Source organism: Methylothermus subterraneus, assembly GCF_054656915.1.
This window is the reverse complement of the sequence record NZ_BAAHXK010000009.1, coordinates 65198-77394: the sequence shown is the minus strand read 5'-3', so window position 1 is coordinate 77394 and position 12197 is coordinate 65198. Positions and strand designations below refer to the sequence as shown.

At 59.3% G+C, this 12197-nt stretch carries 14 protein-coding genes; 9 read left to right on the top strand and 5 right to left on the bottom strand.

All coding sequences use genetic code 11. The annotated features are described in order from the left end of the window. Positions 1–229: 229 nt before the first annotated feature. A complete protein-coding gene (locus tag ACYQ3M_RS09260; RefSeq protein WP_460035796.1) occupies positions 230–724 on the top strand; it encodes a helix-turn-helix domain-containing protein in 495 nt (164 codons plus the stop codon). 23 nt (positions 725–747) lie between these two features. On the opposite strand, the gene ACYQ3M_RS09255 is transcribed toward ACYQ3M_RS09260, so the two are convergent. Continuing rightward, entirely contained in the window at positions 748–1584 is an 837-nt protein-coding gene (locus ACYQ3M_RS09255) for a formate dehydrogenase accessory sulfurtransferase FdhD (protein ID WP_460035795.1), read from the bottom strand. After that, positions 1581–2192: a molybdenum cofactor guanylyltransferase MobA gene (mobA, locus tag ACYQ3M_RS09250; protein ID WP_460035794.1), complete on the bottom strand. Its 612-nt coding sequence runs from the start codon at positions 2190–2192 to the stop codon at positions 1581–1583. The genes ACYQ3M_RS09255 and mobA overlap by 4 nt, the downstream gene beginning before the upstream one ends. Positions 2193–2319: 127 nt before the next feature. Between mobA and ACYQ3M_RS09245 the strand changes: the two genes are divergently transcribed. From ACYQ3M_RS09245 to ACYQ3M_RS09230, 4 genes are all read left to right on the top strand, one after another. After that, positions 2320–2418 (top strand): 30S ribosomal protein THX, encoded by a 99-nt coding sequence (locus ACYQ3M_RS09245; RefSeq protein ID WP_460035793.1) that lies wholly within the window; start codon positions 2320–2322, stop codon positions 2416–2418. 16 nt (positions 2419–2434) lie between these two features. Next, a complete protein-coding gene (gene proC, locus ACYQ3M_RS09240; RefSeq protein WP_460035792.1) occupies positions 2435–3268 on the top strand; it encodes a pyrroline-5-carboxylate reductase in 834 nt (277 codons plus the stop codon). Continuing rightward, a complete protein-coding gene (locus ACYQ3M_RS09235; RefSeq protein ID WP_460035791.1) occupies positions 3265–3843 on the top strand; it encodes a YggT family protein in 579 nt (192 codons plus the stop codon). Before proC ends, ACYQ3M_RS09235 begins: the two co-directional genes overlap by 4 nt. Positions 3844–3951: 108 nt before the next feature. Further along, complete coding sequence (locus ACYQ3M_RS09230) at positions 3952–5910, top strand: dynamin family protein (protein ID WP_460035790.1); 1959 nt, start codon at positions 3952–3954, stop codon at positions 5908–5910. Here ACYQ3M_RS09230 and trmB read toward each other — a convergent pair. Next, positions 5871–6581 carry a tRNA (guanosine(46)-N7)-methyltransferase TrmB gene (gene trmB / locus ACYQ3M_RS09225; RefSeq protein ID WP_460035789.1) on the bottom strand — a complete coding sequence of 237 codons (711 nt, stop codon included), beginning with the start codon at positions 6579–6581 and terminating at the stop codon, positions 5871–5873. The genes ACYQ3M_RS09230 and trmB overlap by 40 nt on opposite strands. Positions 6582–6658: 77 nt before the next feature. Here trmB and rpmE point away from each other — a divergent pair, with 77 nt between their 5' ends. After that, positions 6659–6871 carry a 50S ribosomal protein L31 gene (gene rpmE / locus ACYQ3M_RS09220; protein ID WP_460035788.1) on the top strand — a complete coding sequence of 71 codons (213 nt, stop codon included), beginning with the start codon at positions 6659–6661 and terminating at the stop codon, positions 6869–6871. Here the strand turns inward: rpmE and ACYQ3M_RS09215 are convergent. Next, complete coding sequence (locus ACYQ3M_RS09215) at positions 6868–7464, bottom strand: hypothetical protein (protein ID WP_460035787.1); 597 nt, start codon at positions 7462–7464, stop codon at positions 6868–6870. The genes rpmE and ACYQ3M_RS09215 overlap by 4 nt on opposite strands. A 7-nt stretch (positions 7465–7471) precedes the next feature. After that, the gene (locus ACYQ3M_RS09210) at positions 7472–9793 is read right to left on the bottom strand and encodes a penicillin-binding protein 1A (protein ID WP_460035786.1); all 2322 of its coding nucleotides are present in this window, start codon (positions 9791–9793) and stop codon (positions 7472–7474) included. A gap of 177 nt (positions 9794–9970) precedes the next feature. Here ACYQ3M_RS09210 and ACYQ3M_RS09205 point away from each other — a divergent pair, with 177 nt between their 5' ends. The 3 genes from ACYQ3M_RS09205 to ACYQ3M_RS09195 are packed head-to-tail and all read left to right on the top strand — an operon-like array spanning position 9971 to position 12190. Then, on the top strand, positions 9971–11029 hold the full coding sequence (locus ACYQ3M_RS09205; RefSeq protein ID WP_460035785.1) for a pilus assembly protein PilM: 1059 nt from the start codon (positions 9971–9973) through the stop codon (positions 11027–11029). A 1-nt stretch (position 11030) separates the two neighbouring features. Next, on the top strand, positions 11031–11591 hold the full coding sequence (locus ACYQ3M_RS09200) for a PilN domain-containing protein (RefSeq protein ID WP_460035784.1): 561 nt from the start codon (positions 11031–11033) through the stop codon (positions 11589–11591). Next, a complete protein-coding gene (locus ACYQ3M_RS09195; protein ID WP_460035783.1) occupies positions 11588–12190 on the top strand; it encodes a type IV pilus inner membrane component PilO in 603 nt (200 codons plus the stop codon). Before ACYQ3M_RS09200 ends, ACYQ3M_RS09195 begins: the two co-directional genes overlap by 4 nt. The last annotated feature ends 7 nt before the right edge of the window (positions 12191–12197 follow it).

Here is a 12197-nt window from a genome sequence, read left to right as displayed (position 1 = left end):
TGGCCTGCCCCCAACAAGACTAAAGCCAGCGCCCACTTTAAAGATCGATTCAATCGCTTTGCAAACATCACTTTTCCTCCCAAAAAGGTCTTCGATACAAACTGCCCTGGACTGCATTCGCAGTCGTTTTTTATCAAGCAATCGAGGTGCCAATTTCTTAAGCGACATAAGAAAAGCCCTATGCGCTGGCGTCTCTGACCGCGTATGATTTTGATTTGGAGGGAGGGCGATGCGCAGGCTGGAAATTCCCGACCCGAAAGCGCTGGTTTCGGCTTTGTTGGAGGCGAGTCGGGCTTCCAGGGAAAGCTTACTGGTCCATAAGCTGCACTGCTTGTTTCTGCTCGCGCTGGGCTTTTCCTGCCGGAAGGTGGCGGCCTGGTTCGACAAAGACCCCAAGACCTTACAGCGCTGGGCGCACCGGTATATAGGCGGGGGAGAAGAAAAGCTGCAATCTTGCAGGAAAGGGCGCCGGCCCGGTTTGGATCAAGCGCAGCTGGCCAAATTGGCCGGTGAGCTGGGTGGCTCGCCCAAGGCCTTCGGGTACCCGGCGGAGCGCTGGAGCGGGCGTCTCTTAGCCGACCACCTCGAACGGCGCTATAAGATCTCCTTTAGCCGGCGCCAGTGCCAGCGCCTGCTCCAGCGCCTTACCCGAGGATGCGGCAAAATTGTGGCGCGGGCAGGAAGTGAGGAAGCTGCGGACGGGGAAGACGGCGGCGGTTTGTAAAAAATTCTGACACGCAAATGCTTTTAGAGCGTGGGCGGCGGGGCGTCGTAGATCAGGTTTTCCCGGCCGTTGTAGACCAGAAAATGCCTACCGGTGGCCCGCGCGATCAGGGTGATCCCGGCCTGGCGGGCCAGATCTAGACCCATCTGGGTGATTCCAGAACGCGACAGCAGCACCGGAATCTCCATCTGCGCGGCCTTGATCACCATCTCCGAGGTCAGCCGGCCGGTGGTGTAAAAAATTTTGTCGCGCCCGGCGATGGCGTTGAGCCACATGTGGCCGGCGATGGCGTCGACGGCGTTGTGGCGGCCCACGTCCTCGCAGAAGAACAAGATTTCCCCCGCGCCGCTGCACAAAGCGCAGCCGTGGACCGCGCCGGCGCGCTTGTAGACCTCGTTGTACTGGCGTAGGTTTTCTAACAGCTTGTACAAGGTGGACTGGCGCACCGTGACCTTGGGCACGCGGATTTGCTCGAGCTTTTGTTTGAGCTGCCCAAACACCGTGCCCTGGCCGCAGCCGGTGGTGACCGTGCGCTGCGCCAGCTTTTCCCGCAGGTGCTCGGTGCGCCGCGCGCAGGTGGTGACCGCGGCGGCCTCTACTTCCCAATCCACCTGAATGGATTCGATGTCTTCCAGGCGCTCCACCAACCCCTGGTTGCGCAGGTACCCCAAGACCAAAAGTTCCGGATGGCTGCCCAAGGTCATGAGGGTGACGATTTCGTATTTGTCCAGATACACGGTCAAGGCCCGCTCGGCGGCGATTTCCTTAAGGCAAGGCTGGCCTTGCTCGTCGTAGGCGGTGACCGACGCGGTAACCGCAAGACCTTCATTGCTCATCTTGATTTTAGGCGCGACGTTCATGGCGGCTGCAGCAGGGTGCGTTCCAAAGCCGCAAGTTCTTCAGGGGTATTGATGTTGGCGAACTGCCAAGGGCAGTCGCTGCAGTCGACGGCGATCCACGAATGGCGCCTCGCCCAGCGGTCGATCTTGCGCTCCCCGGAGGCAAGATAAGCGGCCAGGTCCTCGGCCAGCTCGGTGCGCAGGGCGAGGACCACCGGATGCAGGCGCTGGCCGTCGTGGGCGAGGGCGAGCTTGGCGTCGGTCTTAAGCAGCGCCTGCAAAAGCTTTTTTAGGGTAGCCGGCTGCAGGCGCGGGCTGTCGCAGGGGACGGCGAGCAAATAAGGGGTATGGGCAGTTTGCAAGGCGGTGAGGAGGCCGGCCAAGGGCCCGGCAAATCCCGGTACTTGATCGGTGATCACCGGCAGGCCAAATGCCCTATAACTTGCCAGCGAGCGGTTGGCGTTGAGGAGCAGCCGCCCGCACAAGGGCTTGAGGAGTTCGATGGCGTAGGCGACCAGCGGGCGCCCCGCGCAAAGCAAAAGCCCTTTGTCCTGGCCGTGCATACGCCGCGCCTGGCCTCCGGCCAGAATCAGGCCGGTCACCTCAGCGGGGGAAGGCAAGGTGAGCATACGGTTTGGGGCAAAGATTTTATTTTTAGACCCGTCCGGGCCGAATGGGTGCGCGAGGGACCGCGCTTTTTTTGTGGCCCACATTAAATTAGAATACCAAAGGCTTGAGTAGAACGCAGGAGGATCGATGGGAAAAGGAGACTTGCGTACCCGGCGGGGCAAGATCGCCCGCGGCACCTATGGCAAGTGCCGGCCTCGGAAGAAAAAGCCAAAAGCCAAGCGCTAAATTCTGGCCCGAGAAAATGGACAGGGAACAGCGGCGGATTGGGTTTGTCGGTGCCGGCAATATGGCCGGCAGCCTGATCGGTGGGCTTCTCGCCGATGGCTTTCCCGCCGATGCCATCTGGGCGGCGGACATCGACCGCGACAAGCTTGAATCTTTGGCCCAACGCACGGGTATCCACGCGGCGGGTACCGCTCAGGAAGTGGCCGCCTGCTGCGACCTGGTGGTTTTGGCGGTCAAGCCGCAAGCGATTCGCGAGGTCGCTACAGAAATCGCCGCGCCGGTGCAAGCGCGCAAACCCTTGATCGTCTCGATTGCCGCCGGAATCCGGGAGCGGGATTTGGAGCGCTGGTTGGGCGGGGAGGTAGCCATCGTGCGCGCCATGCCCAACACCCCGGCGCTGGTCCAGGCCGGCGCCACCGGGTTGCACGCCAACGTTTACGTCAGCCCGGAGCAGAGAAATCGCGCCGAGTCCTTGCTGCGCGCGGTAGGGCTTACGGTATGGGTCGAAGAGGAGGCGCTGTTGGACGCGGTGACGGCGGTCTCGGGCAGCGGACCGGCCTATTTTTTCCTGCTGATGGAGGCCCTGGAAAAAGCGGGCATGAACTTGGGGTTAGCGCCGGCTACCGCGAGGCTTTTGGTCGCGCAGACCGCGCTGGGGGCGGCCAAGCTGGCTTTGGAGGCGGAAGTGGGCCCACAAGAGCTGCGCCGGCGGGTGATTTCCCCCGGCGGGACCACCGAACGGGCCTTGGCGGTTTTGCAAGCGGGGGAGTTTGAGGCCTTGATCAAAAGAGCGGTGGATGCAGCTTGGGCGCGTTCGGTGGAATTGTCTGCCCAGTTGGGGGAAGAATGAGCGGGTATCTGACCAACCCTTTGGTGTTTGTCGTCAACACTGCCTTTGAGCTGTACATTTTGGCGGTGCTGCTGCGGTTTCTGCTGCCGCTCGTCCGAGCCGAATTCCACAATCCGATCTGCCAGTTCATCGTCAAGATCACCCATCCGCCCTTGCGCTTGCTGCGCCGTTTTATCCCGGCCATCGGCCGGGTGGATACGTCCGCCTTGGTGTTGCTGCTGGCGCTCAAGATGCTCGGCGATTACGTGGTTTTCTTGCTCCAGGGCGGGGGCGCGGTGGCGGTGGGGGCGCTCCTTGGGTCGGCGTTGGTCGACTTGGTCGACCTGGCTTTCAACGTGTTCATTTACGCCGTCCTTCTGCAGGCGATTCTGAGTTGGATCCGTCCCGACCCTTACCATCCTTTGTATGCCTTATTGACCGATTTGGTCGATCCTCTGTTGCGCCCTTGTCGGCGCTTGATCCCGCCGCTCGGCGGCTTGGATCTTTCCCCCTTGGTCGCGCTGATCGCGCTCCAAGTCTTGAAAATGCTGATCGTTCCGCCCTTGCAGCAGCTGGCATTGCTGCTCGCGTTTTGAACCAGGCTGTAGCTAACTCGTTTTTCCGGCTTTTTGAACTACACTTCAGGTAAGTCGGCCTGAGGCGCCGACGGCAACCTAAAGTCGTTCTTGCCGGAGATGAGTACGATGCACCTTCAGCAACAGCTTAAAGCCTTCGGGCAATGGAAAAGCCGGCTAATCGAGGCGATCGAGCAATACCATGCCTGGCTCAAAAAATACGAGCTCAGTACCGCTGAGGTGGCGGAGGCGCTTTTGGGCATGCGCCGAAATCTAGAAGCGGAGCGGATCACGCTCGCGTTCGTGGCCGAATTTTCCCGCGGCAAGACCGAGTTGATCAACGCTTTATTTTTCTCCGAGACCGGCCTTAGGCTGTTGCCTTCGACTCCTGGGCGCACCACGATGTGTCCTACCGAGATTTTTTATGACCCCGAAGGCGGCAGCTACATTCGCCTGCTGGCGATCGAGACCCGCCTGGATCAGGCGACGTTGAGCGAATTCAAAGATCGGCCCGAATCTTGGCTGCAAATCGAGTTGAATCCCGCCTCGCCGATTCAGATGCAGGAGGTGTTTCAGGAGTTGGTCGCGGTCAAGCGGGTCAGCCTAGAAGAGGCCAAACGCTTAGGGCTCTATCACGAGGACGCAAAGGCCGGCTTCGACATCCCGCCGGAGAGCGTGGAAATCCCGTGCTGGCGCCATGCCTTGATCAGCTTCCCCCACCCCCTCCTCAAGGAGGGTCTGGTAATTCTGGACACCCCTGGGCTCAACGCCTTAGGTTCGGAGCCGGAGCTGACCCTGAGCATGTTGCCTAGCGCGCAGGCGATTTTGTTCGTCCTAGCGGCCGATACCGGAGTCACCAAGAGCGACATGGAGATGTGGCTGCATCACGTACGGGGCTCAGAGGGTAAAAACCAGCGTCACCTAGCCGTAGTGATGAACAAAATCGATACGCTCTGGGACGACATCCAGAGCGAGACCAGCATCGAACGCTCGATCCAGGCGCAGGTGAAAGAGATCGCTAGGATTTTGGGAATTCAGGAAGGGTTGGTTTTCCCGGTGTCGGCCAAGCAAGGACTGCTTGCCAAGGTCAAGGGCGACGCCAAGCTTTTGGAGAAAAGCCGCTTGGAACGGCTTGAGGATTATCTGGCCCAGGATGTCTTAGACGGCCGGCGTGAGTTCATGCGCCAGGCAGTGATCGCCGGGATTGGCCAGCGCGTAGCGGAATCGCTGACCGGGGTGGTCGCGGAGATTGCGCAGCTGCAGGGCAGATTGGACGAACTGCGCAGCTTAGATATCAATAACGAAGGTATGACTCGGCGGCTGCTGGAGGAGACGCGCCAGCAGCAGAGCTTGTACTTGAGGAGCGTAGATGGCTTCCAGGCCAGTCGTCCAGTGTTTGCCGCGCAGGTCAAGAGGATGCTGCAGGTGCTCGCGCCCACGCGCGTGGATCAGATCATCAAAAACCATACCCGAGCTATGGAAGCAAGCTTTACCACGTATGGGATGAAACAGGCCATGAAGGCGGTGTTCGACGATCTGGCCGTGGTCTTGCACGAAGGCGTCCAGGCGGTGGAAGAGACGCAGGCGCTGGTCAACGCGATCTATCGCAAGTTTGCCGAAGTGCCAGGCTATGGGGAGCTCAAACCGCCTTCTTTTTCCATCCGCGATTACCAGGTGGCGCTCGAAGACCTGTTCAACGAAGGCGAGGCGTTTCGGACCAGCCTGTCTTCCACTTTGCTGGAACAGCATCTGGTCATCCAGAAACTGTATGCCACGGTTCTCTCCAAGGCGCGCAAGTTGCTCCATCAAGTTCACCGCGAGACCGCCGGCTGGAGCGCGCTCGCCTTGTCGCCTTTGGTGCAGTGGATCAAGGGGTATAAGAAGCTGATCGAGCAGCGCTTGGGCGTGCTGCGCAAAGTCAACGAATCCAAAGAGTCGTTGGAGGCGGAGATCCAAAAACTGGAACAAGCCTTGGCGCCGCTGCTCGTCCAGCAGCGGGAGCTTAAGGCGATCGCAGCGCTGATCGAAGGCAAGGAAGCCAACGCCGCCTACAACGCAGAGGCGCCTTTGCTTGAATCTTTGCGATAGGCCAAGTCTTGAATCGGATGGCCCAAGCGCCGGCCGCGTTGTTCGTATTTGGTCAAAGGTCGGGGAGGGATTAAAGCCTGGGGATCGATGGCTTGCAGCGCCGGATACTGGCTCAAGATGCACTGGATGTGGTGGGCGTAGTCGGGCCAATCGGTCGCCACGTGGAGGATTCCCCCAGGTTGCAGCCTGCTTGCCAGAAGCGCCACGAACGGCGGTTGGATGAGCCGGCGCTTGTGATGGCGCTTCTTGGGCCACGGGTCGGGGAAGAAAATGTTGATCCGCTGACACGTTTCTGCCGCCAGGTCGCTTAAGAAATCGACCGCATCGGCGCAGCTAACCCGCACGTTTTCTAGCCCAAGTTGGGCCAGCCGCAGCAATAAGTGCCCAACGCCTGGGCGGTGGACTTCAACGCCTAGGTAGTTGAACTCGGGGAATCGGCTGGCCATCTCCACCAGGCTCTCTCCGTTGCCAAAGCCGATCTCCAAGATCAGCGGCGCCGGTCTAGGAAAGAATGCGCCCGGGTCGAGGGGGCGGTCAGTGGGGAGGCCATAACGCGGCCACAAGGTTTGCAACGCGCGCTCCTGCGCGGAGGTAAGCCGTCCCTCGCGGCGAACGAAGCTGCGGATCCGGCGGACGGGTAAAGTCGAATTGAATCTGGGCGGCTCGGTCATGGGTTTGGAGGCGCGTTGCGAGTTGTAAAAAATCAAAGGGTTTTTTATTATAGAAAAATTCAACTTGCGAGGCGCTCATGAAATCCGGAATTCATCCTGAATACCAACCCGTCACGATCACCTGTAGCTGCGGCAACGTCATTCAAACCCGTTCCACCCTTGGCCGCGACATCCACGTTGAAGTCTGCTCGGTGTGTCATCCTTTCTACACCGGAAAGCAAAAGATCGTCGATACCGCAGGCCGGGTGGACAAGTTCCGGCGCAAGTACGGAGGAGGGAATCCGGCTTAACGGCTTGCGCCGGGTTCCGCTTCGAGCAAGCGGCGCAAGGCCTTGATCGAGGCGCGGCACACTCCGCGCTTGGGGGTCGTGCGCAAGGCTTTGGGAGGATACAGCAAGGTTTCGGTCAAAAAGCCTTTAAAGTAAAAGCTTAAGACCGGAATCTTTGCCTCGTGGTTTCCCAGCTCGGCCGCGGTAACGTGCGGCTCTTCACGGTAAGGCAGCTTGGCCTCTATGAGCTTCCAGATCACCGCCTCGGGGGTGTCCGGAAACAGATGCAAAATAATGGGGCTGTACTCGCCGGCGGTGCCGTCGAGCACCCCGCCCACCAGGCGGGGGGAGAATTCGGCCAGAAATTCCATCGCTTCTAAGGCGATTTGACGCAAGCTGCGGATAAAGTCGGGCTGCTGCTGAAAGCGGAAAATCCTGTGGTATTCGTGCAAAGCCGCCTCGATGGCCTGATCGTCGGGCATTTCTTCCCAGCCTAGCCGCAAGCGTTGGGCGGCTTTGCGCTTGGCGGCGGAATAGTCGCGCACGCCTTCTTCTAAGATGATCCGCGCGCTCAGTTGGGCGATGCGGATGCGGTTGCGGTTGTGCGGTTCCATGGCGGCTTTAAAACAGCGAGTTCAAGATCGAATCCTGGGAGTTGCCCGGCTCGGGTGAGTTCGTCGCCGGCGCGTAAGCAGGCAAGTTGTCTTTGAGAAAAAATTCTACGATACCCTCCGGGCCGGTGCGCCGGCCGGTGGCCGGGTCGATGAACGCCGTCACCACTCCTTCCGGCATGGGAAAGGGATGCTCGGCTTGTCCGTCCAAAGCGGTTTGCATGTACTCGATCCACATCGGGAGCGCGGCCTTGGCGCCGGTCTCATCGGAACCAAGCGGCTCGGAAGAGTCAAAGCCCACCCAGCTGACGGTGACCCAAGGGGAAGCGTAGCCGTTGAACCAAGCGTCGCGCTGGTCGTTGGTGGTTCCAGTTTTGCCGGCCAAATCGGTGCGTTTGAGCTGCATCGCCTTGGCCGCCGTGCCTTGGCGCACGACGTCCTGCAACAGGGTATGCATCAGATAATGGATCTCCGGCGTCAGCACCCGAGGCGCAGCCTCAAGACAGTCCCTGCACGCTAGACGCGGACGAGTTTGGGCTACGACTTGCCCGTGATTGAGTTCGATACGGTCGATCAAAAAAGGTTCAACCCGAAATCCGCCGTTGGCGAATACCGCGTACATTTTTGCCATATCGAGCGGGGAGGCCGACCCACTGCCTAGGGCAAGGCTTGGCGTTCTAGGCAGTTGCTCGGGTTGAAAGCCAAACCGCAAAGCGGTTTGGATGACCCGTTCCAAGCCAATGGCTTGGAATAGGCGAATGGTCGCCAGATTGCGCGAATCGCGTAAAGCCACGCGCAAGCGGGTAGGGCCGTGGAATTTGCGGTGGTAGTTCTGCGGCCGCCATTCGGTTTTGCCGATGCGCAGCACCAAAGGCGCGTCGTTGATCACGCTGGCGGGAGTAAAACCGGCTTCCAGGGCCGCCGTGTAGATCACCGGTTTAAAACCCGATCCCGGCTGGCGCTGGGACTGGACGGCGCGGTTGAATTTGCTCAAGTCAAAATCGTAGCCCCCCACCAGCGCGAGGATGGCGCCGGTGCGGCTGTCTAGGGAGACCAAGGCGCCTTGAACCTTGGGAATCTGCGCCAGCCGCCAGCGGCCTTCGCGATCCCGGCGGACGCGGATCAGATCTCCTGGTTTGAGCACGTCGGCAATCGCGCGCGGATAAGGCCCGAGGCGATTGCCGCCCCATGCCGGCCGCGCCCAACGAATTCCCTCCCAATCCAAAGCGACGATCTGGCCGGAGAGCAGTTGCACGCTTGCTCGTTGGGTTTGGTTGTCTATAGCCTGAACCAGACCGGGCAAAGTCGCGCCGGCCGGCTTAAGTTGCGCCAGAGCTTGACGCTTTTCGACTTCGCTAAGGCGCGCTCCGAGATGGCCTTCTACCCCCCGGTAACCGTGCCGCTCGTCATAAGCGTGGAGCGCGTTTTGCACCGCCGCCTCGGCCGCTGCCTGCAGCCGGCTGTCGAGTGTGGTCGTGACGCGATACCCGCGGGTATAGAGGTCCTCGCCGTAGCGTTCGTAGAGCAAGGTACGCACCCATTCGACCGCATAAGGCGCCTGCGGTTTGGGTTGATCTACAGAAACGGCGACCGGGCTCAAAAGCGCTTTTTGGTATTGCTCCTCGCCGATAAAGCCCAGTTCCAGCATGCGTTTTAAAACGTAGTCCCGGCGGGCTTTGGCGCGCTCGGGGTCGGCAGCGGGATTGAAACGCGAAGGGGCCTTGGGGATCCCTGCAAGCATCGCGCTTTCGGCAAGATTCAATTCAGCTAAGGATTTACCGTAATAAATCTGCGCGGCGGCAGCGACCCCGTAGGCGTGTTGACCAAGGTAAATCTTGTTCAGATAGAGCTCGAGGATTTCTTCTTTGCTCAGTGCCTTTTCGATTTTGCGCGCCAATAAAATCTCCTTGAGCTTGCGCAGATAGGTTTTCTCCGGACTCAAAAAGAAATTGCGCGCCACCTGCATGGTGATGGTGCTGCCTCCCTGACGCTTACGACCGGTGCGCAGAAGTTCCCAAGCCGCGCGCAGCAACCCTTGCAGGTCGACCCCCGAATGCTCATAAAAACGCGCGTCCTCGGCGGCTAAAAAGGCTTGAATGAGGGGTTTTGGAATCTCCTCGATCTTGACCGGGATGCGCTTTTTTTCCCCAAACCGGGCAAGCAATTTGCCGTCGCGGCTGTAGATCTCTAGCGGAGTTTGGTATTCCACAGCTTTGAGGCGGCTGGGGTCGGGAAGCTGGGGGGCGAGGTGGAAATAGGCGGCGGCCAAGCCAGCGAGCAGTAAACCTGCCGTTGCCGTAAGCCAGGCCAAGCCCTTGCAGAGTGCACGCATGGAGTTAAATCCGAAAAGTCTTGAAGGGTGCGGTTTTTTTAACCGGTCACAATTTGGTCGCCTGGCACCCAGTCGATTTTTGATTTTTAACTATACTACAAACTGTGACCGGCACCTGAAGCGTTCTGAAATCGCGGAAGATTCAAAAGTTTTGTTGCCGAAGGAAACATAACGGCTATGTTGTTCAAACGCAAACGCCCCCCTTTGCTTGGCATCGACATCAGTTCCGCCGCGGTCAAATTGCTCGAACTGAGCAAGCAAGGAGCTCGCCTCCGGGTCGAGAGCTTTGCCGTTGAGCCTCTGCCGGCGGACGCGGTGGTGGATAAAAACATCGCTAGCGTGGAAGCGGTCGGCAAGGTGATCAAATCGGTGGTCAAGAAATCCGGCACCCGCTTAAAACACGCGGCGGTGGCGGTGGCCGGGTCGGCGGTGATCACCAAAGTCATCACCATGCCGGCTTCCTTGTCTGAGCGCGAGCTCGAAGACCAAATTGCATTAGAGGCCGATCAATATATTCCCTACCCATTAGAAGAGATCAATCTCGACTTTGAAGTTTTGGGCCCAAACGCCAAAAATCCCGAACTCAACGACGTGCTTTTGGCGGCATCGCGGCGCGAAAACGTAGACAACCGGGTGGCGGCGTTGGAGTTGGCCGGACTTAAGGCGGCGGTCGTGGACGTGGAAGTGTATGCGCTAGAGAACGCGTTTGCTTTGCTCAAGCGACAGTTGCCACCGCTGCCGGCGGATCGCGCGGTCGCCGTCGCTGACGTGGGGGCGATGATGACCACGTTCAACGTCCTTCATCAAGGCCGGATCATCTACACCCGCGAGCAAGGATTTGGCGGCAAGCAATTGACCGAAGAGATTCAGCGCCGGTACGGCCTGTCCTACGAAGAAGCCGGCTTGGCGAAAAAGCAGGGGGGCTTGCCGGACAGTTATACGAGCGAGGTGCTGGAGCCGTTCAAGCACGCCATGGTGCAACAGATCGGGCGGTCGCTGCAGTTTTTCCTGTCTTCCAATTCCCACCGCGAGGTCGGGGCTTTGGTGCTGGCCGGAGGCTGCGCCTCGATCGGCGGGATGGACAAGCTGGTGGAACAGAAATTGGGTCTGCCGACGTCGGTCGCCAACCCGTTCGTAGAAATGACCTTAGCCCCGCGGGTGAACGCGCAGGCGCTCAGGTTGGAGGCTCCGGCCATGATGATCGCCTGCGGTTTAGCGATGAGGAGTTTTGACTGATATGGCGCGCATCAATTTACTGCCCTGGCGCGAGGAGCTGCGCCGGCTTGAACAGCGGGATTTCCTTGCAGCCTTGAGTTTAGGCCTTTGCTTGACGGCGTTGGGGATGGTGGCGGTGCACTGGGCGATCGCCGACCGCATCGAGTATCAACAGCAACGCAACCGCTATCTTTCCGAGCAGATCGCTATTTTGGACCGCAAGATCAAAGAGATTCAGGACCTGGAGAAACAGCGCGAAATGCTGGTCTCCCGCATGGAAATCATCCAGCAGCTTCAGATCAGCCGCCCGGAGATCGTGCATTTGTTCGACGCGCTCGCTCGGACGCTGCCGGAAGGGGTGCATCTGACTAAATTTATCCAGGTCGGGGACAACCTGGAAGTGCATGGGATCGCCCAATCCAACGCCCGGGTTTCAGCCTACATGCGCAATCTCGAGGACTCGCCGTGGCTGGAAGACCCCAGGCTGCAGATCATCGAGTCCAAAAGCGCCGCTAAGGAGCGCCAAGGGGTTTTTGCCTTGAAGTTCAAACAGGAACACGCCAAATCCGGGGATAAGTCATGAATCTTGCCGAAATCAATTGGGACCTCGAGGAGGTCGGCTCCTGGCCGACGCCGGTCAAGATCGCCGTGATCGTCGTGCTTTGTTTGGCCGTCGGCGGAGTGTGGTTTTACCTCGACACCCAGGACCAGTTGGCCGAACTAGAACAGGTCCGCGCCCAAGAGCAAGGGCTTAAGGACGCTTTCGCCGCCAAGCAGAAAAAAGCCGCCAATCTGGAAGAGTACAAACAACTCCTCAAGGAGATGGAAAGGGTCTTTGGCGACATGCTGCGTCAGTTGCCGAACAAGGCCGAAGTTCCCGAACTGCTCGTGGACGTATCGCAAACCGGGCTGGCGGCCGGTCTTGAGTTCGAGCTGTTCCAGCCGCAGGAGGAGATCAAAAAAGAGTTCTACGCCGAGCTGCCGATCAAGGTCCGGGTAACCGGCAAGTACGATCAGTTGGGAACCTTCGTCAGCGGTCTGGCCGCCCTGCCCCGGATTGTGACGGTGCACGATGTGGCCATAGAGCCCAAGGACGGCAAGTTAGTCATGAGCGCGGTGCTCAAGACCTATCGCTACTTAGACGAGGAAGAAATCGCCGAAGCTAAACCTCCAAAGCGGTGATCGAGAT

Bases quoted from the DNA above. Each gene is read 5' to 3' on its own strand.
- ACYQ3M_RS09260 (WP_460035796.1), top strand. From the start codon at position 230: ATGCGCAGGCTGGAAATTCCCGACCCGAAAGCGCTGGTTTCGGCTTTG.
- ACYQ3M_RS09255 (WP_460035795.1), bottom strand. From the start codon at position 1,584: ATGAACGTCGCGCCTAAAATCAAGATGAGCAATGAAGGTCTTGCGGTT.
- mobA (WP_460035794.1), bottom strand. From the start codon at position 2,192: ATGCTCACCTTGCCTTCCCCCGCTGAGGTGACCGGCCTGATTCTGGCC.
- ACYQ3M_RS09245 (WP_460035793.1), top strand. From the start codon at position 2,320: ATGGGAAAAGGAGACTTGCGTACCCGGCGGGGCAAGATCGCCCGCGGC.
- proC (WP_460035792.1), top strand. From the start codon at position 2,435: ATGGACAGGGAACAGCGGCGGATTGGGTTTGTCGGTGCCGGCAATATG.
- ACYQ3M_RS09235 (WP_460035791.1), top strand. From the start codon at position 3,265: ATGAGCGGGTATCTGACCAACCCTTTGGTGTTTGTCGTCAACACTGCC.
- ACYQ3M_RS09230 (WP_460035790.1), top strand. From the start codon at position 3,952: ATGCACCTTCAGCAACAGCTTAAAGCCTTCGGGCAATGGAAAAGCCGG.
- trmB (WP_460035789.1), bottom strand. From the start codon at position 6,581: ATGACCGAGCCGCCCAGATTCAATTCGACTTTACCCGTCCGCCGGATC.
- rpmE (WP_460035788.1), top strand. From the start codon at position 6,659: ATGAAATCCGGAATTCATCCTGAATACCAACCCGTCACGATCACCTGT.
- ACYQ3M_RS09215 (WP_460035787.1), bottom strand. From the start codon at position 7,464: ATGGAACCGCACAACCGCAACCGCATCCGCATCGCCCAACTGAGCGCG.
- ACYQ3M_RS09210 (WP_460035786.1), bottom strand. From the start codon at position 9,793: ATGCGTGCACTCTGCAAGGGCTTGGCCTGGCTTACGGCAACGGCAGGT.
- ACYQ3M_RS09205 (WP_460035785.1), top strand. From the start codon at position 9,971: ATGTTGTTCAAACGCAAACGCCCCCCTTTGCTTGGCATCGACATCAGT.
- ACYQ3M_RS09200 (WP_460035784.1), top strand. From the start codon at position 11,031: ATGGCGCGCATCAATTTACTGCCCTGGCGCGAGGAGCTGCGCCGGCTT.
- ACYQ3M_RS09195 (WP_460035783.1), top strand. From the start codon at position 11,588: ATGAATCTTGCCGAAATCAATTGGGACCTCGAGGAGGTCGGCTCCTGG.